We start from the raw sequence: 19659 nt of genomic DNA, 5'->3' as shown, positions 1-19659 counted from the left end.
GCCGGACTCTACTCGGCGGCCACCGCGGCGACCGGGCGGGCGGCCCGGCGGCGGAGCGGGATGGCGCCCTGGATCACCGCGATCCCGACGAGCACGACGACGGCGCCGACAGGCTGGTGCCAGGTGAGCCGCTCGTCGAGGATCGTCACGCCGGATACGGTCGCGAACACCGGCAGAAGGTAGGTCACGGTCGACGTGGTCGTGACGCCCGCGATCCGCTGGACGCGGTAGAGGAGCAGATAGGCGATGCCGGTGCCGAGCGCGCCCAGGGCGAGCAGGCTGCCCCACACCTCCCCCGGGACATCGAGGTTGACGAGCGGCACGCCCGCGAGGGGCGTGATGACGGCGAGTTCGACCGTTCCGGCGAGGATCTGGGTGGTGGCGAGGACGATCGGCTCCTCGCCACGATGGGTGATGAAGCGGCCCAGGTAGGCCCCTCCGACGCCGTAGCAGGCGGCGGCCGCGAAGCAGGCGAGGCTACCGGTCAACTCGCCGCCGGAGACGGGCTCCCAGACCCCCAGGACCACCATCACCCCGGCGAAGCCGACGCCGAGGCCGGTGATCCTGGCGGCGGTCGCCCGCTCGCTGCGGAGCAGCAGGGCGAACACGAGCGTGCACAGGGGCGTCGTGGCGTTCCAGATGGAGGCGACCACCGAGGACACATGCTGCTCGCCGTACCCGAAGAGCGTGAACGGCAAAGTGGTGAGCACGGTCGAGGCGAGGGCGAAGTGACCCCACAGCTTGGGATCCCTCGGCAGGCGCCTCCCACTGGCGAACAGCACGACCAGCAGGGTCACCGATGCGATCGCCATCCGCCCGAAGGAGATCTGGAGCGGGTGGAGGCTGCCCACGGCGACTTTGATGAAGAAGAAACTGTTGCCCCAGATGGCGGCCAGCAGGATGAAGAAGGGAACCCACCGGCGCATGTGTGCAGTCCTCTGCTCGCAGACGATCTCGTGCCGGTAAGGAGCGTAATGCCCTTTGGCGCCTTAGTTCGAGCGATTTCCGGACCATGTGTTGGGATAGGAGAATGTCGAGCGCATCGGGACCCTTGCCGATCATCAACGTGAGCGCCCTCGTCGGCCCGGCCTCATCCGAGGATCGTGCGGCCGTCGCACGTGAGATCGGGGCGGCCTGCCGGGACAGCGGGTTCTTCTACATCAGCGGGCACGGTGTGCCACCGGAACTCGTGGCCGGACTGGACGCGGCCGCGCGGCGCTTCTTCGCGCTCCCCCTCGAGCGGAAGATGGAGATCTCCATGAACAGGGGAGGCCGGGCCTGGCGCGGCTTCTTCCCCGTCGGCGGCGAACTCACCTCCGGGCGTCCCGACCTCAAGGAGGGCGTCTACTTCGGCGCCGAGGCGACCGACGACGAGCAGCGTCCGCTGTACGGCCGCAACCTCTTCCCCGCCGAGGTGCCGGAGTTGCGGGACACCGTGCTGCGCTACCTCGGCATGCTCACCGATGTCGGCCAGGCGGTCATGCGCGGGATCGCCCTGAGCCTCGGACTCGACGAGGACTACTTCTCCTCGGGCTACACGGCGGCGCCGACCGTGCTCTTCCGGATGTTCCACTACCCGCCGTCGCCGCCGGACTCCGACGACTGGGGGGTGGGCGAGCACACCGACTACGGGCTGCTGACGCTGCTGCTGCAGGACGGCAACGGCGGGCTCCAGGTCCACACCTCCCGGGGCTGGATCGAGGCGCCGCCCATTCCCGGCACGTTCGTCTGCAACATCGGCGACATGCTGGACCGCCTGACCGGCGGCCACTACCGGTCGACGCCGCACCGCGTGCGCAATCTCAGCGGGCGGGAGCGCCTGTCGTTCCCGTTCTTCTTCGATCCCGGCTGGGACTGCGAGGTGCCGCCGCTGCCCTCGCTGCCGCAAGCCGACGGCGGCCGCCCCCGATGGGACGGCCAGGACCTGCGCGCCTTCACCGGCACGTACGGCGACTACCTGCTCGGCAAGGTATCGAAGGTGTTCCCCCAACTGCGGGACGAGGTTCTCGACCAGACGTGATCGAAGCGGTGCAATCTTGTAATCAAGAAAGCCGCACAATGTCCGCATGCGCCTGCCCACCTGGTTCGCGGAAAAGGTGGAACCCACCTCCCCCGAGAACGAGCTCCGCGTCTCGACGATCGAGCTCTTCTTCGACCTCGTCTTCGTCTTCACCGTCACCCAGCTGACCACGCTGGTCGTCGGCGACTTCACGGAGAGGGCGCCGGGAGCGCACCACTTCACGGGTCAGGGCGTCGTCCAGACGCTGCTCATCTTCGGCGTCCTGTGGTGGATGTACGCCGGCTACGCCTGGCTGACGAACGCCGTCCCCCCGGAGAGGCCGGCCAGGCGGGTCCTCATCCTGTGCGGCATGGCCGGATTCCTGATCATGGCGCTGGCGGTCCCGAGCGCCTTCGACGGCGGCGGCGTGGCCTTCGCGATCGGCTACCTCGTCATCGTGCTCGTCCACGGCGGGCTCTACCTGCAGGCGTCCAGCGCCGTCTTCAGGCTTCTGCCGTTCAACCTCGGAGCGACCGCGCTCATCTTCGGCGCCGCCTTCGCGTCGGCGCCGTGGAACTACGTGCTCTGGGCCGCCGCGCTCGTCCTGGTGTGGACGAGCCCGTACTTCATCGGCCAGCGGGGATTCGCGCTCCACCCCGCGCACATCGTCGAACGGCACGGACTGCTCGTCATCATCGTGCTCGGCGAGTCGATCGTGGCCATCGGCATCGGGGCGAGCGGCGCCCACCCGACCCCGGGGCTGGTCGTCGCGGCCCTGCTCGGGCTCGCGCTCACGGCCGCCTTGTGGTGGGTGTACTTCGGCGGGGACGAGGAGGCCCCGGTGCGGTCCCTGCTCCGGATGGAGGTCGTGAAGCGCACCTGGCACATCCTCGGGGCCTACTTCTACGCCCACATCCCCCTGCTGCTCGGCGTCGTGGCCACGGCCGCCGGGATCAAGAAGGCCATCGGGCACGACCATCTCGACCTCGGGCCGGCCGTCGCGCTGGCGGCCGGCGTCGCCCTGTTCCTCGCCGGCAACGTGTGGTTCCGGCGCCTGCTCGGGCTCGGCCGCGGTCCGGCGCGGCCGCTCGCCGCGCTGCTCGCAGCGGCGAGCTTCCCCATCGGGCTGTGGTCGTCGACCGCGCACCTCGGAGCGCTGGTCGTGCTCCTCGTCGTGACGCTCTTCGCCGAGCGCGCCCTCTGAACGGCGTCCTCCACCGGCGGCACCTCTAGCGATCGACACGTGCGGCAGGGGTACTACGCCGTCGTACCGTTTCGCCGGCGGGGAAGTGGGCGGCCACGGCTCGAAGCGTGCTCAGCGTGGGCGCGACCGGCTGCCCGGCGAGGAACTCTTCGGCGTCCCTCACCCGCGCCGATCCTCTCGCCGCGGAAGACCTTCCAGTGGAGCGCGCGCTCGCACAGCCTTCACCTTCCGTTCCCGGCGCCAGGGGCCTCGAGGAGGTCCTTCAGGACGCGGAGATTCCGCGCGACGGCGACGGCCATGCCGCGGGCCGCCAGGCCACTCGGCACCTTCAGGGACCCTGCTTCGAGCTCGAACCGGTTGACCAGGTGCGTCGCGGTGGCGGACCCCTCGAGATCGTAGATCGCGCGTCCCTGGAAGGGTCCGAAACCGCCTTCGATCACGAGGCGGCGGCCGCGCTCGTACTCGACGATCTCGAGTCGTTCCCGCATGACCTGGGGGAGGCTGCGGACCTGCTGGTAAACGGAGCCGAGACCGGCCGGTCCCGGCGTGACCGGCCGGGTCTCGCGAATCGCGTAGTTCCAGGCGGGGAGGTTTCGCAGATCGGCCAAGTAGTCGAAGACCGTGCCGACCGGACGCTCGATGCGCACGGCGTTGGTGAACCTCACGTTCTTTTCCCTCCGCGAGGATCGGAAGAGGTCTGTGATCATCGTTCACTCCTTCGGTGATTCCTGGCGGGTCGTGCCGGCTCAGCCGCACCCGGCGACGCCAGAAGTTCTATGTCGTGTCATTAAATTACACGACATATATTGGATGGTCAAGATCCTCCCGAACCCGATGGGAATGCTCCGCGGCCACCGCGTGATCTTCGGTTCCCTCCTGAATGATCACAGCGGTGGCCGTCTGATGTTCTGCCGGACCGCGGCCCTCTAGGCCGGCAGGCCGTTGCGCGCGATGACGTCGCGGAACCAGCGGGCGCTGTCTCTGGGCGTGCGTTCCAGGGTGTCGTAGTCGACCCGGACCAGGCCGAACCTCTTGTCGTATCCCCTCGCCCACTCGAAGTTGTCGAGCAGGGACCACACGAAGTAGCCGCGCAGGTCCACCCCCTTGCCGATGGCGGCGTGCACCGCGCGCACGTGCCCGTCGAGGTAGGCGATCCGCTCGGGGTCCGCCACTCCGTCCGGTACGGCCACGCCGTTCTCCGTGATCATCAACGGGACCCCCGGGTAGTCCTGCGAGAGCCGTACGAGCAGGTCCTCGAGCCCTGAGGGGATGACCTCCCAGCCCATCTCGGTGAGCGCGCCGTGGGGCTGCGTCCACGCGATCCCCTGAGTGCCCGGATGCTCCGGGGAGCCCTCCGCCGCCGGGTCGGCCACCACCCGGTTGACCGTGTAGTAGTTCACCCCGAGCACGTCGATCGGCTCGGCGATGGTCGCCAGGTCGTCCAGGCTCACCTCGGTGTAGCGCGACAGGTGCTCGAGGACGTCATCGGGGTACGCGCCGCGCAACACGGGATCGAGGAAGATCCGGTTCGCGAGGCCGTCGACGAGCCGGGCCGGTCCGGGGTCGCCGAGGATGGGCGTCAGGTTCAGCGTCAGCGAGATCGACTCCGCCCCCGCCGCCCGGAGCGCCTGGACGCCGAGGCCGTGCGCCAGCATGAGGTGGTGCGCGGCGGTGAAGGCCGTGGCGGGGTCGGACACGCCCGGCGCGTGCCGGCCGGAGCCGTAACCGACGAACGCCGACACCCACGGTTCGTTCAGCGTGGTCCACGTACGAACGCGGTCGCCCAGCAGGTCGTGGACCCGCGTCGCGTAGTCGGCGAACCGGTACGCCGTGTCCCTGTCGGTCCAGCCGCCCTTGTCCTGAAGGCTCTGGGGCAGGTCCCAGTGGTAGAGGGTGGCCACCGGGGCGATGCCCTCGTCGAGCAGCGCGTCCACGAGCCGGTCGTAGAAGCCGAGGTCGGCCAGCCGAGGCCAGGCGACGGAGAAGCGGTACGCCTGCAGGCCGAGCCACGACATCGTCTGGACGTCTTCGCGGTACCGGTGGTAGTGGTCGCACGCCACGTCGCCGGTGTGCCCGTGGTGGACCTTGCCGGGAGTGTGGGAGAAGGTGTCCCAGATCGAGGGGACGCGGCCGTCGGCGTGGACGGCTCCCTCGATCTGGTACGACGCGGTGGCCGCGCCCCAGAGGAAGCCATCAGGAAATGTCGTCATTTAGTGCTCTCACGTATGGTCAGGCGGGGTTCGAGAAGGGTCGACTGCGGTACGGGGTGGTCGTCCAATTTGGCCATGAGCAGTCTGACGGCCTGCCGGCCGACGTCCTCGGCGGGGACGAGCACGGAGGTGAGCGCCGGGCTGGCGCGCTCGGCGACGTCGTCCGGGCAGATCGCCACGACCGACACGTCCTCGGGCACCCGCTTGCCGAGGACGCGCAACGCGCCGAGCACGTGCCCGACCGCGGCCTCATTGTGCACCACCAGGCCGGACACACCGGGATGATCGTGGATCAGATCGCGCACGACCGAGCAGACCTCGTCGAAGGACTCCTCACAGGGCCGGGTGAGCGCGCTGACGCCGTGCCTTCGCGCCGCCTCGGCGAAACCGGCCCGTGTGCGCTCGGCGAAGCCGGTGCCGCGCTCGTAGACCACGCTCGAGGCGCCGAGCAGGGCGATCTCCCGGTGGCCGCGCTCGGCGAGGTGGTCGGCGCACAGGGCCCCGGCCCGGGCGAAGTCGAGGTCGACGCAGGTCAGCCCTTCCCTGTCGGCGGGGAAGCCGATGAGCACACTCGGCTCGCCGAGCCGGCGGAGCAGCGGCACCCGCGGATCGTGCATCTCCACGTCCATCAGCAGCAGACCGTCCACCAGCGCGCTCGCCGCCACCCGGCGCAGCCCGTCAGGACCCTCGTCGGCCGTCATCAGCAGCACGTCGTGGTCGTACTGCCGCGCGGTGGTCACGACCGAGGTCGCGAACTGCATCAGCACCGGCAGGTTCATGCCGGCGCGCAGCGGCAGCACGAGCGCGATCACCTTGGCCCGCTTGCTGGCGAGGGCGCGGGCGCCCGCGTTCGGGTGGTAGCCGAGCGCCCGGACGCTGTCGAGCACCCGCTGCCGGGTACCGGCAGAGATGGCCCGCTTGCCGCTCAGCACGTACGACACGGTGCTGACCGCGACTCCGGCGTGCTTGGCGACGTCGGCGATGGTCGCCGTTCTGGGCGGGCTCACGGGCGGAACTCCAGAGCACTCACCGCAAGCCCCTCGTTCTCGAACACGACATAAAGATCGCGCACTCCGGCGGCTCCCGCCAGAGGGGTGCCGAGCCCGGCGAAGTCGTGCCTGGTCGGAGTGGGCGGCACCGCGACGGTTCCGATCACGTCCCCGGAGAGGGGGTCGTCGAGGCGCAGCGTCAGGATTCCGCCCCGGGCGCCGGCCGCGGCGAGCGCGCAGCCGGACGGCACACCGGTGAGATCCGCGTCGCGGAACACGATCCAGGCGCCCGGCGCAACGGACCGGACGGCGTCACCGGCCTCGGGCGCGGCGTCGCACAACACGATCCCGTCGTACTCGTCGTGGTCGGCGGCCTCGATCGGGCGGCCGACCACCGCGCGCGGGGGGATCCGCTCCCCCTTCACGGTGAACGACGCGCTCAGCTCGACGTCTCGCGACGAGCGGCCCACCAGCACCTTGTGCGGCGCGTCCTCCACGACGAACCGGCCGCGCGTCACGTCCCAGAACGCGAGGTCGGCCACCGGGACGTCCACCGCGACCGTACGGCTCTCGCCCGGCCCGAGCCGTACCTTGCGGAAACCCCGCAACTGGCGAACAGGCTGCTTGACGCGGGAGCGCCGCTGGTGGGTGTAGACCTGCACGACCTCCTCCCCCGCCCGGTCGCCCGTGTTGGTGACGGTGACGCGGACGGTCAGCGTCTCGCCCGGCCCGGCCTCGGCGGCGGACAGGAGCAGGTCGGAGTAGGCGAAGCGGGCGTAGCTGAGACCGTGGCCGAACGGATAGAGCGGCGTGCCCAGGAAGTAGAGATAGGTGGAGTCCGTCCCGATGATGTCGTAGTCGAGCAGGTCGGGAAGGTCGACGGCCGACCGGTACCAGGTCTGGGTGAGCCGGCCGCCCGGATCCTCGTCGCCGAACAGCACGTCGGCCAGAGCGTTGCCGTACTCCTGCCCGCCGTGCGACGACCAGACGATCGCGGGCACGTGCTCGTCGGCCCAGGTGACCGCGAACGGGTAGCCGCTGGAGACGACGAGGACGGTCGAGGGGTTGGCCGCGTGGACCGCCCTGACCAGGGACTCCTGCTGCCGCGGCAGGAGGAGGTCGGTCCTGTCCTCGGTCTCGCGGCCGTTGACCAGGGGATGGTCGCCGACGACGACCACCGCCACGTCGGCCGCGGCGGCCGCCGACGCGGCCCGGACGGCGCCGCTCTCGATCAGCTCGACGGCGAACACGGTCGCCGTCTCGGGGTCCTCGGCGAGGGCGGCGACGCCACCGGAGACCGCGACGTGGTGGCCGGTGGAGATGTTCCGCAGGACCATCCCGCCGGGCCGTTCCTCCATCCGGAAGGTCTGGCGCACCTCCCAGCCGCTCGGTCCCGGCTGGTCGTTGACGAGGACGCCGTCGTCGCCCGCCGAAACGTGCCGCCCGTTCGCCGCCGCCCGAAAGGCGTACGCGCCGCCGCCCCAGTCGAACACGTCGAACGCCGACCTGACCGGGCCGACGCTCAGCGGGCCGCCGGCCGGGTCGTCCGTCGCCTGGAGGTAGCCGCCGGAGGAGCGCAGTGCGATCCGGTCGACGCCTTCACAGTGCACGGTCCGGCATCGCCCGCCGAGGGCCGTACGCGCCGTGACCTGGTAGGGCAGCGTGCCGCTGTACCAGTCCTCCAGCAGGACGTCGGAGAGCGGGCCGATCACGGCGACCGTCTGCCGCGCGGCGAGAGGCAGGATGCCCTCGTTCTTCAGCAACGTGATCGACTGCCGGGCCGCCTCCCGCGCGAGCGCGCGATGCCCGGGACCGTTGACGACGTCCTGCGTGATCCCGTCGTACGGCGTGGCCGGGTCGAACTCGCCCAGGCGGACCCGGATGGCGAGCACGCGCCGCGCCGCGGCGTCGATGTCACCTTCGCCCAGCAGCCCGCGGTCCAGCGCGGTCCTGATGTGACCGAGTGTCGCCGCCGCGTCGGCGTCGTCCTGGGTGAAGCTGTCCAGCCCCGCCTTCACGGCGTGCGCGTACGCCTCGGGCAGGTCGTCGTGGTAGTCCTGCGGGCCCACGAGGTTCGCCGGGGCGTGGGCGTCGCTGACGACCAGCACGTCGTCGTCCGTCCAGGTCCGCACCTCGGCGGCGATGAGCGGCGACAGGTGGGCGGGGCGGCCGTTGACCAGGTTGTAGGACGGCATGACGGCGACCGCCGCCCCCGACTCGATCGCGGGCCTGAAGGCCCTGAGCTCGTACTCGTGCAGCACGCGGGGCGGCACGCTGCTCGACGTCACGTGGCGGCCGGTCTCGTTGTTGTAGGCGAGGAAGTGCTTGAGCGTGGGAGCCGTCTTCAGCACGTCGTGGTCGCCGCGCAGGCCGCGGGCGTAGGCCGTGCCCATCACCCCGGTGAGCCAGGGATCCTCCGAGTACCCCTCCTCGTTGCGGCCCCAGCGCGGATCCCGGAGGGGGTTCACCACGGGCGCCCAGACGTTGCGTCCCGCCCCGCCGGGGTCCTTGTGGTGGAAGGCCAGCACCTCGTCACCCGCGGCCGCTCCGACCTGCGTGACCAGGTCGGGGTTCCACGTGCTCGCCAGTCCGACGGCCTGCGGGAACACGGTCGCCGGGCCGAGCCGTGCCAGGCCGTGCAGCGCCTCGGTGCCGGTGCGGAACGCCCGCAGGCCGAGCCGGTCGACCGGTGCCTGGTACTGGTGCAGCAGGCCGAGCTTCTCCTCAAGGGTGAGCCGGCCGAGCAGGTCGCCCACCCGCTCCCGGACGGGCAGCGAGGGGTCCCTGAACGGGTGGGCGGCACGGGTGGGCGCCTCATCGTCAGCCGCCGGACCGGAGGCGGTGACCGGTTCGTTCATCAGGATCCGACCTTCCTGTCGAAGCGCTTCGACGACCAGCCGGAAAAACGCGCCCTGAGGCGCCTGTGCTCTCGACCGGCCGTGTTCGGTTCGCTGAAGCGCCGAGCCGGAATCGAAGCGCTTCGAAAAGGACTCCCTGACGTTTCCGCTGTGTTAATTCCGGACTTATCCGGAAGACTGCCGGTTCATCGGCCTCCGGTCAAGACCCAAGACCGCGCCTTGACGACCCGCATCACGGGGCGCCCACGGCTTCCCCGATCAGGGGCGCGGCGGAAGACGCCCGGAGTCGACCGAGTCGAGCACGCGGGCCGCGGCGCCCAGGGCCGCCGCACGATGCCCGAGCGTGGAGACGACCAGCCGGCAGCCGCCCGCGCCGGGGGCGAGCGAACGACGGAGCATCTCGTCCTGTGCGGGCCCGAGCAGCCACGGCCCGAGCGGGACGTAGTAGCCGCCGAGGACGACGACCTCGGGGTTGAGCAGGTTGGCCACGATCGCCACGCCCTTGCCGAGTCCCCTGCCGACGGTCTCCAGGAGCGCGAGCACCTCCGGGTCGTTCTTCCCGGCCCGCCGGACGACCTCGTCGAGCTCCGCCTCCAGTTCGGCCGGCGGGGCACCGGGCGCCGTGTGGGCGAGGATCGCGCCGACGCCCGCCACCGCCTCCAGGCAGCCCCGGCGGCCGCAGCGGCACTCGGGCCCCGCGGGGTCGATCTCGATGTGGCCGATCTCGCCGCTGTAGCCGTGGCCTCCGCGCCGCAGTCTGCCGTCCATGACGACGCCGGCGCCGACCCCGACCTCTCCGGTGACGTACACGAGGTCCCCGATGTCGCCGTGCGGGCCGAACCGGCACTCGGCCAGGGCCGCGAGGTTCGCGTCGTTGTCCACCAGCACGGGGAAGCCGGGATCGCGCAGAGCCTTCGTGAGATCGCCGCCCAGGTCGGCGTCGTGCCAGCCGAGGTTGGGCGCGATGCGGACCGAGCCGTTCACGTCGACCAGACCGGGCACCGCCACGGTGAGGCCGAGCACCTGCCGGGCCTCCCTCGTCATCCGGCTCACCGCGCGCCTGGCGATGGCGGCCACCGCGGCGACCGCCTGGCCGGCGCTCGACGTCCCTCCGGGGAAGGCGCGCCGCCAGTTCAGCAGTTCCTCGCCCTTGAGATCCACCGCGACGGCCGTGATGTAGTCGACGTTGACCTCGATGCCGATCGCGGCGTACGGCGAGCCGTCCAGCACGAGCATCGTGGCCGGGCGGCCGACCCGGTTCTCGGTCAGGCCGGTCTCGCGCAGCAGCCTGCGGTCGATCAGGTCGGCCACCAGGCTGGACACCGTCGCCTTGTTGAGGCCGGTCGACGCGGCGATGTCCGCACGCGAGCAGGGGGCGCTCTCCCGCACGAACCGCAACACGACCGCCAGGTTGGTCGCCCGGACGTCGGTGAAGTCGGCAGGCTGAGGCCCGTTGTGCGATGTGATCAAAAGTCAGCCCCGTTCGTGCTCCGGCTCATCATGCCGCATGGGCGGGCGGCCCGGCATGCCTTACCTCTCCACAGGCACGGCGTTCCCCATTTTGTTTAACCTTAATACTAACTAACGGGAGCGCGGGATGGGGAGTCGCGTCTCGGGCCGGAGCACGGGGACCCTGGTCAGTCGGTGATCCGGGCCACCCTCCGGAGCTTGTTGACGGCGTCGAGCGCGGCCACCTTGTACGACTCGGCCAGGGTCGGGTAGTTGAAGACGGCGTCCACCAGGTAGTCGATGGTGCCCCCGCAGCCCATGACCGCCTGGCCGATGTGGATGAGCTCGGTCGCCCCGGTGCCGAACACGTGGACGCCGAGCAGCGACCGGTCCTCCGGGGAGACCAGCAGCTTCAGCATGCCGTACGTGTCGCCGATGATCTGGCCGCGGGCGAGTTCGCGATAGCGGGAGACGCCCACCTCGAACGGGATGAGGGAGTCGGTCAGCTCGTCCTCGGTCTTCCCGATGAAACTGATCTCGGGGATGGTGTAGATCCCGATCGGCTGGAGCTGGTTCATCCCGCTCACGGGCTCGTCGCAGGCGTGGTAGGCCGCCAGCCTGCCCTGCTCCATCGACGTCGCCGCGAGCGAGGGGAACCCGATGACGTCGCCGACGGCGTAGATGTGCGGGACCGAGGTGCGGTAGAACTCGTCGACCGTGATCCGGCCGCGATCGTCGGCGGCGAGCCCGGCCGCCGGCAGGACGAGGTTCTCGGTCATCCCCTGACGGCCCGCCGAGTACATGACCGTGGACGCCGGGATCTTCTTGCCGCTCTCCAGGATGGTGAGCGCGCCGCGCGGGTGCTTCTCGACCGCCGCGACCGTCTCGCCGAACCGGAACGTTACCGCGAGGTCGCGCAGGTGGTACTTGAGCGCCTCGACCACCTCGAGGTCGCAGAAGTCCAGCATCCGCTCACGCCGCTCCACCACGGTGACCTTCGTGCCGAGGGCGGCGAACATCGAGGCGTACTCGATGCCGATGACCCCGGCGCCGACGACCACCATGGAGTCGGGCACGCGGTCCATCTGCAGGATGCCGTCCGAGTCGATGATCGTCTGATCGTCGAACTGCACGCTGGCCGGCCGCGCCGGCCTGGTGCCGGTGGCGACGATGATCTTGTCGGCGGTGACCTTCATCTCGTTGCCGCGCTCGTCCACCACGGCCACGGTGTGCGGATCCACGAAGTGACCGGATCCGGTCAGGACCGTCACGCGGTTGCGGGCGAGCTGGTTGCGGATCACGTCGACCTCACGGCCCACGACGTGCCGCGTCCGCACGGTCAGGTCGGTGACGGTGATGTCCTCCTTCAGCCGGTAACTCTGGCCGTACATGTCCCGCTGGGTCAGACCCGTCAGATACAGCACCGCCTCGCGGAGCGTCTTGGAGGGGATGGTCCCCGTATTGATGCAGACCCCGCCGATCATGTCGCGGCGCTCGACGATGGCAACCCGCCGTTCCAGCTTCGCCGCGGCGATCGCCGCCTTCTGCCCACCCGGCCCGGAGCCAAGGACAAGTACGTCAAAATCGGTCACAGGGCTAGTGTGAGTGGCGAAGACGGCGCCGGAAAGGCCTTCCACCCTTCACCTCGCGCATTGTTCGGCGTGAATTCACGCCGACGTGTTTCGGGCGGTCACCGGCCCCGGCAATTCAAGTGCAACTCATACGCAAGCGGTACAAGGCACGCTGCCAGGTATGTGGAAGGACACCTCGCGGTATCTCAGTGAGCTTCTCATCTGGGAGATCGAGGACTATCTCAGTGCACAGACAGCGAAGCCGGACAAGGCGCGTGTCGCGTACCTGCGGCTCGTCGACCACCGGGCCGCGGCGGCGGTCGCCGCGGACCTGGAGGCGGGCGGCAGCTTCTACGCGGCGGCCAAGCGGGCGCACGTGTTCGGCATGACGCTGCCGGGCGACATGTTCGGCGTGGTGACCCGGGCAGAGCGTCCGAGCGTGTTCGACGCCGTGCCCGGCACCACGTTCCCTCCCGTCCCCGACGGCGAGGGCTATGTGATCATCCGTCTGATCGCCTTCGAGTCCTGACCCCGGGACTACCGCCGCCCGCCGGGAGCCGTCTCACGGTCGGCGACCATCGTCGCCCCGGCCTCCCGCGCGCAGTGGGCGCAGCAGTAGAACTGCCCGTCCACCGCCACACCGTGACCGACGATGCGGCACGAGCAGTGTTCGCAGACGGGCGCCATCCGGGTGATCGCGCACTCGAAGCTGTCAAAGGTGTGCACCGCCCCCTGCGCGTGCACCTCGAAAGCCATGTCGTAATCGTTGCCGCAGACCTCGCAGGTCGCCATGGTTCACCCCCGGGTTAGCCGATATCGAGTCCGGCATACCCCTCCGGCCACATCGGCGAACCGCGATGTACGGCGCATAACAACGCACTGACCAGGACTTTCATCACCGGCCCTGGGCGCCGCGCCCGAGGGGCACGCGGCGCCCGGAATCATCCTCACTTGATGGCGCCGACCGTGACTCCCCTGGTCAGCGTGCGCTGGAAGATGAGGAAGAAGGCGACGGCCGGCACGATGCCGAGCAGCGCCGAGGCGCTCGACATGGTGGCGTCCATCATCTTCTCCCCCTGCAGGACGCCGAGGGCGACCGGCACGGTCTGGTTGTCGTTGGAGATCAGGAAGATCAGCGGCAGGAAGAACTCGTTCCACGTCCAGATGAAGAAGAAGATCAGCAGTACCGACAACGTCGGGCGGCTGATCGGGACGACGATCCGCGACAGCGCCCGCCACTTGCCCGCCCCGTCGATCGAGGCCGCTTCGAGGATCTCGCGGGGGAACTGCCCGAGCACCGACGAGAGCAGATAGGTCCCGAACGCCGCCTGGATGACGGTGAAGATCAGGATCACCGCGAGTTTCGAGTCGTAGAGCCCCACTTCCTTCGACAGGTAGTACAGCGGGTAGACGAGCGACTCCTGCGGCAGCGTGTTGGCGACCAGGAACAGCACCAGGATCCACAACCGGCCCCGCACCCTGCCGATCCCCAGCGCGTACGCGTTGAGCACGGACAGCACCACCGCCCCGATCGCGACCGCGCCACTGATGAGGAGGCTGTTCCAGAGCTTCTCGCCGAAGTCGACCCGGTTCCAGAAGTCGATGATCCCGTCGAGGTACAGGCCCTTGGGCAGGCTCAGCGGCCCGCCTGAGGAGTACTCCGCGGGCGACTTGAACGCGTTGAGCGTGACGATCAGGAACGGGGACGACATCACGACGGCCAGCACCGCGAGGGCCGCCAGCACCGCCCATCTCCCGGGGGCGCGGACCGGGCGTTCCGCACTCATGAGTCACGCTCCTGGACGCGCAGGAAGAGAAAGGTCACGACGACGATGATCAGGGCGAGGACGGTCGCGATGGCCGAGCCGTACCCGACGTTGGCCTTCTCGAAGAAGTTCAGATACGAGAAGTACGAGGGCACCATCGTCGCGTTCCCCGGCCCGCCCCGGGTGAGCACGAAGATCGGCCCGAACACCTTCAGGGCGGCGATCGTGCAGGTGAGAAGCACGACGAAGATCTCCGGCCTGATCTGCGGGATCGTGATGTGCCAGAACCGGCGCCACCACGAGGCGCCGTCGATCTCGGCGGCCTCGTGCAGCGCGGGGTCGGCCCGCTGGAGGCCGGCCATGAAGATGACGACCGGGTAGCCGAGCTGGAACCACACCATGATCGCCATGACCGTGGCGAGGGCGAGGCCGGGGTCTCCCAGCCAGTTGACCTTCGTCCCGAAGATCGCGTTGACGGCGCCGTACGACGGGTGCAACATCCAGTTCCACACCACGCCCGCCACGGCGACGGGCAGCACCTGTGGCAGGTAGTACGCCGCGCGCAGGGCGGAGGCCGTACGCGGGCCGAACTTCTTGCCGATGTAGTCGAACAGGGCCGCGGAGAGCACGAGCCCGATCACGGTCGGCACGACGGCCATGGCGACGATCAGGGCGGCGTTGTGCTCGAACGACGTCCAGAACCGCTCGTCCTCGAACAGCTTCGTGTAGTTGCCGAAGCCGATCCAGGTGGGAGTGCCGACCCCGGACCAGCGGGTGAAGCTCGTCGCCACGTTCATGACGAACGGCACGACGATGACCACGGTGAAGAGCACGAAGCCGGGGATCAGGAAGAGCCAGTAGCCGCCTCGCCCTCGGGGACGCACCGGGGATGGCGCCATGAGCAGACCTTTCGGAATATGCCCGGCGGCGGGAGCCGGTCACCCCTGCCGCCGGGAGCCTTGCGTTCGCGTCGGGCGGTCAGTTCCCGATGTCGGCGAGGTTGTCGTCGTACGGCCCGGCGATCTCGTCGAGCACCTGCTCGGGGGTCTTGCTGCCGTTGATCAGCTCCTGCACGCCCGCGACGAGCACGTCGTAGTAGCCGGGAGCCGGCCAGTCGGGGTAGAAGGCCAGGCCGTCCTGGGAGGAGAGCTTGTTGAAGTTCTCCACCAGTTCCTTGCTCTTGGGGTCGGTGATCGCGCCCGGGTCGGCGGCGACGGGCAGGCCGCCCGAGTTCCCCAGCAGATTCTGGATGTCCTTGTTCATCGTGATGTCGATGAAGTCGTAGGCGAGGTCCTTGTTCTTGGCCTTCTCGGGGACGACCCACAGGTTGCCGCTCGACCCGGGCGCCATCGCGCCGCCCGGCCACAGGAACGAACCCCAGTCGAAGTCCTTGATCTGCTCCTGGAATCTGCCGTACCACCAGCTGCCGGAGATCATGATCGGGAACTTGCCGCCGATGAAGGAGACCCCCATGTCCTCGGCCTTGATCCCGGCCGAGTCCTTGCTGATGTAGCCCTTCTTCACCCAGTCGGCGAACGTCTGCGCGCCGTAGGTGAACTCGGGCCCGTGGAAGTCGACCTTGCCCTTGTACTGCTGGAAGCCGTCGACCCAGGCGCGATCGGCCTTGCTCAGCGCGAGCAGGTACATGATCTGCTGGGCCGGGTACTCCGCGCCCCCTGTGGCGATCGGCGTGATGCCGGCCTTGGCGAACGTGTCCAGCGCGGCGGTGAACTCGTCGAAGGTCGTGGGCACCTCGATGCCCTGCTTCTTGAAGGCGTCCTTGTTGTAGTAGACCATCACGTATTCGGCGTAGTTGGGGATGCCGAACCACTTGCCGGAGCCCATGATGCCGCGGTCGTCGTAGCGGGCCGTGGTCTGGAGTGACGGGCTGAGCAGCTTGTCCCAGCCGCGCTTGGCGGCCTCGTCGGACAGGTCGGTCAGCAGCCCCTGCTTGGACAGCAGGCCGGCCGTCGCGTTGCCCTTGTTGTACTCCATGACGTCGGGCGCCTCGTCGGAGTTGAGGACCATGCCCGCGGTCTTCTGGATCTGCTCGAAGCCCTTCTCCTCGAACTTCACCGTGACGCCGGGGTGGCTCGTCTCGAACTCCTTGATCGCCTGCGCCCAGGCTTTGCCCATGGCGCTGTCGGCGCCCTCGTAGTGCCAGAGCGTGAGGGTCCGCGGGCCCGACGAGGAGCCGCCGCCCGGATCGCCCGACCCGCCGCACGCGGCGAGCACCAGCGCGGAGGCGGCCAGCACAGCCGCCGCGGCCGTCCTGCCTATCTTCAGCATGGTCATTCTCCAGGGGGTTCGTGCTAGTTGATGACGACCGGGACGCCGGGGCCTGTGAACTCGACGCCGGAGATCCGCTGGGGACCGTCGACCGTGACGACCAGGCGGTCGCCGTCCCGCACGGCGGTGACCGCGGTGTCGCCGGCCGGGTCCCTGATGGTCGTACGGCTCTCGCTCTCGGGAACGCCGAAGGCGACCAGGGTGACCGGTGCGTCCTCGCCCACCGTGTCGCCCGGTTCGGTCACCGGGATGAGCGCGCCGTGCCGTACGAACAGGGGGATCTGGTCCAGCGGCGGCGAGACCGTGATGTGACGACCGCCGTCGAACGCCTCCCCGGTCCACCAGTCCACCCACACCCCCGCGGGCAGGTAGACCTTCCGGGTTCCGTCGGCCGAGATCATGGGGGCCACGAGCAGGTCGGTCCCGAGGAGGTACTCGAGGTCGGCCTGCCACGCGACGGGGTCGTCCGGGTGGTCGACGCAGAGCGCCCGCATCATCGGCGCCCCCGTCTCGGCCGCCGTGACCGCCGCGGAGTAGATGTACGGCATGAGCCGGTAGCGCAGCCGGATCGCCTCGACGGCCCCACGCTCGGCGTGTGCGGGGAACTGCCACGGCTCCCGGCTGGTGGTTCCGTGGAAGCGGACGAGCGGGGACAGAGCGCTGAACTGCGACCAGCGGATGTAGAGGTCGGGCGTGGGCGTCCCGGTGAAACCGCCCGCGTCGTGGGTCCAGAACGGGATGCCCGACAGGCCGTGCGACAGACCGCCCCTGATCGTGCTGCCCATCGCGGGGTAGGTGGCGTCGACGTCGCCGCTCCACTGCGCGGCGTGCCGCTGGCCGCCCAGATAGGACGAGCGCGCCCAGACCATGCCGTGGCCGGCGACCTCACGGGTGACCTCGGAGACGGCGTCGTTGAACAGCAGCGCGTAGACGTTGTGCAGGTCGGTGCCCGTCATCCCGTTGAAGGCCACCGCGTCGGCCGGGACGCCCTCCGCGAAGTCGGTCTTGAAGACCGAGACGCCCTCGTGCAGGCGGTCGCGGAGCAGTCCCTTGAACCAGCCGACGGCCGCGGGGTTCGTGAAGTCGACGATGCCGCAGGCCGGATGGGAACCGTGCCAGGAGTCGGCCACGTAGACCTCGCCATCCTGCCTCCTGAGGAGGTATCCGTTCTCGGCCGCTTCCGAAAAGGCCGGGCTGAGATGTGAAATATACGGATTCATCCAGAGGCAGACCTTGAAGCCCTGCTCCTTCAGGGCGGTCAGCATCCCCACGGGGTCGGGGAAGGTCTCGGGGTCCCACCGCATGTCCGACCAGTGGTCGCCGACCTGCCAGTAGGTGTCGAGGTGGAGGACGTCACAGGGGATTCCCCTTTCTCTGATCTTTCCGGCCCGTTCCAGCACGCGCTCCTGGGTGTCCCGGAAGAACCCTGAGGAGATCCACGTGCCGAACGCCCACTTCGGCGGCAGTTCGGGCTTTCCGGTGAGCCGCCCGAACCGGGTGAGCACGTCCGCAGGGCTCGGCCCCGCGATCACGTAGTAGTCGATCAGGTCGTCCGGCACGATGATCTGCACGTCGCTGTGCGTGGACTGGCAGACGTCGAACTCCACCGGTGATCCGCTGTCGACCAGGAGGCCGTATCCCCTGCTGGACAGGTAGAACGGCACGTTCTTGTACGCGCGCTGCGACTCCGCGCCGAAGGCGTCGAAGTTCCACATCAGCGGCCGCTGCCCGCGCTTGTTCACTGGCGTGAACGACTCGCCGAAGCCGCCGAACGCCTCGTCGGCCGGGGCGGCGAACGTCTCGTGATAGGCCACGGGCACCCCCTCGACGCTCGACCGGCCGAAGGGCAGCGTGCGGAGCCTGCCGCTGATGTCCGGGCGTCCCGGGTCCTGCTCGACCAGGGTCCGGCCGGCGCTGTCGGTGAAGCGCACGTTCCACGGATCGAGCCTGATCTCCGCCCGGAGCGAGCCCGCGTCGACGATCACCCGGCTGTGCCCCGCCTCCACGACCGCTTCGCCGTACCGGCCGGGGGTGACCATGGTGATCACCTGGGCGGCGCGACTGCGGGCGTCGGCCTCGGCGCCGAGCCTGACCCGGATGACGCCCTCCCCCGCCACCGTGACCTGCACGACGAGCGTCTCGTCCGCCGAGGTGGCGCCCTTGAGGATGACGCCGTCGCCGTCCGAGGACACGACCTCCGCCCGCGTCACCGCCGACAGGCCCGTCTCCCCCGGCTCCCGCACGGGAAGCTCGGGCGGGTCCGCCACGAAGTACTCGCGCGCGATCAGAGGGGGGCGGTACGGCATTTGCGACACTCCATCGTCGATGTGAAGACTGTGGAGTTAGTTTGCCGTCCATCCGAACAAACGTCAACGGCCTACCGGGACTCCCCATCGCGACAGGAGCTTTGGTACAACTTTCGCCCATTTTGTTCCGCTTTATGCCTGTTTTAGGTAATGTGACCGGCAATTGAGGGCCAGGAGGGGGTATGAACAAGTTCGTTCACGTGATGCCGCTCGACGACGTCATCAGCCATGAGGGCACGCCGGACTGCATCTGCGGCCCGGCGGGGCAGATCGTGAGTGCGGCGGACCTGCTGGAGGACCCGGACCTCGACGGCGTCGTCGACCCGGACGACCTGACCGACTCCGACGGCCGGGGACTTCTGGACGGCGAGGACCCCGTGGACGCCGCCTACCTCGACTGGGAACGGGCGGACGGCCTGGAGCAGGCGGACGACGACCCGGAGGGGGACCCCCGCCTGGCGATCTGCATCATCATCTACCACCACTACGCGCTGCGCCCCTGCCACGAATGGGAAGCCTCCCCCGAGCCGTGATCATGTCTTTGGGCGCGATCATGTCTTTGTGCGTGATCATGCACAGATTCGTCGGCACCCCATCCGACCTGCCCAAACCCCTGCCGTGATCATGCACAGATTCGGCAGCGGCCGACCTGGCCTGCACAGACGCCTTCCGTGATCATGCACACCTTCGCGCGAAAGGCCTCCGGCCAGCGCATTCACATTTGATGATCATGCATGCATTCAGAAGAACAGGCCCCGGCCTGGCCGTACACCGGCTGCGATCATGCACGTGCAGGCCACAGGGGCAACCCACACTGATCACGCCGGGTGTCGGCGCCCGTTTCGGCTCGTGCCGTACGGCAGGCGGGGCCTTGTCGCGCATGATCACGGATGGGGCTTGGCCAGGTCATCCGGCAGGCGCGCGAATCTGCGCATGATCACGACCGGCCTTTCCGCAGGTAAGCGGGCACTCCCCCGAAGGTGTGCATGATCACGACGGGAATCGGTGCAGGCCAGTG

16 protein-coding genes are annotated in these 19659 nt (G+C 69.3%); 4 read left to right on the top strand and 12 right to left on the bottom strand.

What is annotated here, in order from left to right:
- Positions 1 to 8 precede the first annotated feature (8 nt).
- The gene (locus Psi02_RS20565; protein WP_203976532.1) at positions 9 to 926 is read right to left on the bottom strand and encodes a DMT family transporter; all 918 of its coding nucleotides are present in this window, start codon (positions 924 to 926) and stop codon (positions 9 to 11) included.
- A gap of 104 nt (positions 927 to 1030) precedes the next feature.
- On the opposite strand from Psi02_RS20565, the gene Psi02_RS20560 reads away from it, so the two are divergent.
- Positions 1031 to 2020, top strand: coding sequence for an isopenicillin N synthase family dioxygenase (locus tag Psi02_RS20560; protein WP_203976531.1), 990 nt, complete (start codon positions 1031 to 1033; stop codon positions 2018 to 2020).
- A 46-nt stretch (positions 2021 to 2066) separates the two neighbouring features.
- Entirely contained in the window at positions 2067 to 3203 is a 1137-nt protein-coding gene (locus tag Psi02_RS20555; RefSeq protein ID WP_203976530.1) for a low temperature requirement protein A, read from the top strand.
- A 221-nt stretch (positions 3204 to 3424) separates the two neighbouring features.
- On the opposite strand, the gene Psi02_RS20550 is transcribed toward Psi02_RS20555, so the two are convergent.
- The 6 genes from Psi02_RS20550 to sthA form a co-directional block, all read right to left on the bottom strand.
- Complete coding sequence (locus Psi02_RS20550; protein WP_203976529.1) at positions 3425 to 3868, bottom strand: SRPBCC family protein; 444 nt, start codon at positions 3866 to 3868, stop codon at positions 3425 to 3427.
- 261 nt (positions 3869 to 4129) lie between these two features.
- Complete coding sequence (locus tag Psi02_RS20545; RefSeq protein WP_203976527.1) at positions 4130 to 5413, bottom strand: GH1 family beta-glucosidase; 1284 nt, start codon at positions 5411 to 5413, stop codon at positions 4130 to 4132.
- Positions 5410 to 6420 carry a LacI family DNA-binding transcriptional regulator gene (locus Psi02_RS20540; RefSeq protein WP_203976525.1) on the bottom strand — a complete coding sequence of 337 codons (1011 nt, stop codon included), beginning with the start codon at positions 6418 to 6420 and terminating at the stop codon, positions 5410 to 5412. Before Psi02_RS20540 ends, Psi02_RS20545 begins: the two co-directional genes overlap by 4 nt.
- A complete protein-coding gene (locus Psi02_RS20535; RefSeq protein WP_203976523.1) occupies positions 6417 to 9260 on the bottom strand; it encodes a glycoside hydrolase family 3 protein in 2844 nt (947 codons plus the stop codon). Before Psi02_RS20535 ends, Psi02_RS20540 begins: the two co-directional genes overlap by 4 nt.
- Positions 9261 to 9518: 258 nt before the next feature.
- Positions 9519 to 10730 (bottom strand): ROK family transcriptional regulator, encoded by a 1212-nt coding sequence (locus Psi02_RS20530; protein ID WP_203976521.1) that lies wholly within the window; start codon positions 10728 to 10730, stop codon positions 9519 to 9521.
- 167 nt (positions 10731 to 10897) lie between these two features.
- Positions 10898 to 12301 (bottom strand): Si-specific NAD(P)(+) transhydrogenase, encoded by a 1404-nt coding sequence (sthA, locus tag Psi02_RS20525; RefSeq protein ID WP_203976519.1) that lies wholly within the window; start codon positions 12299 to 12301, stop codon positions 10898 to 10900.
- A gap of 160 nt (positions 12302 to 12461) precedes the next feature.
- Here sthA and Psi02_RS20520 point away from each other — a divergent pair, with 160 nt between their 5' ends.
- Entirely contained in the window at positions 12462 to 12809 is a 348-nt protein-coding gene (locus tag Psi02_RS20520) for a hypothetical protein (protein ID WP_203976517.1), read from the top strand.
- 8 nt (positions 12810 to 12817) lie between these two features.
- Here the strand turns inward: Psi02_RS20520 and Psi02_RS20515 are convergent, their stop codons facing one another.
- The 5 genes from Psi02_RS20515 to Psi02_RS20495 form a co-directional block, all read right to left on the bottom strand.
- Positions 12818 to 13072, bottom strand: a complete 255-nt coding sequence (locus Psi02_RS20515; protein WP_203951699.1) for a metallothionein — start codon at positions 13070 to 13072, stop codon at positions 12818 to 12820.
- Between the two features lie 155 nt (positions 13073 to 13227).
- Positions 13228 to 14067: a carbohydrate ABC transporter permease gene (locus Psi02_RS20510; RefSeq protein ID WP_239095028.1), complete on the bottom strand. Its 840-nt coding sequence runs from the start codon at positions 14065 to 14067 to the stop codon at positions 13228 to 13230.
- Complete coding sequence (locus Psi02_RS20505; protein WP_203976515.1) at positions 14064 to 14945, bottom strand: carbohydrate ABC transporter permease; 882 nt, start codon at positions 14943 to 14945, stop codon at positions 14064 to 14066. The genes Psi02_RS20510 and Psi02_RS20505 overlap by 4 nt, the downstream gene beginning before the upstream one ends.
- Positions 14946 to 15024: 79 nt before the next feature.
- On the bottom strand, positions 15025 to 16335 hold the full coding sequence (locus Psi02_RS20500; RefSeq protein ID WP_203976513.1) for an ABC transporter substrate-binding protein: 1311 nt from the start codon (positions 16333 to 16335) through the stop codon (positions 15025 to 15027).
- A 23-nt stretch (positions 16336 to 16358) separates the two neighbouring features.
- Entirely contained in the window at positions 16359 to 18641 is a 2283-nt protein-coding gene (locus tag Psi02_RS20495; protein ID WP_203976511.1) for a TIM-barrel domain-containing protein, read from the bottom strand.
- 182 nt (positions 18642 to 18823) lie between these two features.
- Here Psi02_RS20495 and Psi02_RS20490 point away from each other — a divergent pair, with 182 nt between their 5' ends.
- Entirely contained in the window at positions 18824 to 19174 is a 351-nt protein-coding gene (locus Psi02_RS20490; protein WP_203976509.1) for a hypothetical protein, read from the top strand.
- Positions 19175 to 19659 lie beyond the last annotated feature (485 nt).

The sequence above is a fragment of the Planotetraspora silvatica genome (assembly GCF_016863315.1).
Classification (GTDB): domain Bacteria; phylum Actinomycetota; class Actinomycetes; order Streptosporangiales; family Streptosporangiaceae; genus Planotetraspora; species Planotetraspora silvatica.
This window is presented reverse-complemented; position numbering and strand designations above follow the sequence as displayed.

Bases quoted from the DNA above. Each gene is read 5' to 3' on its own strand.
- Psi02_RS20565 (WP_203976532.1), bottom strand. From the start codon at position 926: ATGCGCCGGTGGGTTCCCTTCTTCATCCTGCTGGCCGCCATCTGGGGC.
- Psi02_RS20560 (WP_203976531.1), top strand. From the start codon at position 1,031: ATGTCGAGCGCATCGGGACCCTTGCCGATCATCAACGTGAGCGCCCTC.
- Psi02_RS20555 (WP_203976530.1), top strand. From the start codon at position 2,067: ATGCGCCTGCCCACCTGGTTCGCGGAAAAGGTGGAACCCACCTCCCCC.
- Psi02_RS20545 (WP_203976527.1), bottom strand. From the start codon at position 5,413: ATGACGACATTTCCTGATGGCTTCCTCTGGGGCGCGGCCACCGCGTCG.
- Psi02_RS20535 (WP_203976523.1), bottom strand. From the start codon at position 9,260: ATGAACGAACCGGTCACCGCCTCCGGTCCGGCGGCTGACGATGAGGCG.
- Psi02_RS20520 (WP_203976517.1), top strand. From the start codon at position 12,462: ATGTGGAAGGACACCTCGCGGTATCTCAGTGAGCTTCTCATCTGGGAG.
- Psi02_RS20515 (WP_203951699.1), bottom strand. From the start codon at position 13,072: ATGGCGACCTGCGAGGTCTGCGGCAACGATTACGACATGGCTTTCGAG.
- Psi02_RS20510 (WP_239095028.1), bottom strand. From the start codon at position 14,067: ATGAGTGCGGAACGCCCGGTCCGCGCCCCCGGGAGATGGGCGGTGCTG.
- Psi02_RS20505 (WP_203976515.1), bottom strand. From the start codon at position 14,945: ATGGCGCCATCCCCGGTGCGTCCCCGAGGGCGAGGCGGCTACTGGCTC.
- Psi02_RS20500 (WP_203976513.1), bottom strand. From the start codon at position 16,335: ATGCTGAAGATAGGCAGGACGGCCGCGGCGGCTGTGCTGGCCGCCTCC.
- Psi02_RS20495 (WP_203976511.1), bottom strand. From the start codon at position 18,641: ATGCCGTACCGCCCCCCTCTGATCGCGCGCGAGTACTTCGTGGCGGAC.
- Psi02_RS20490 (WP_203976509.1), top strand. From the start codon at position 18,824: ATGAACAAGTTCGTTCACGTGATGCCGCTCGACGACGTCATCAGCCAT.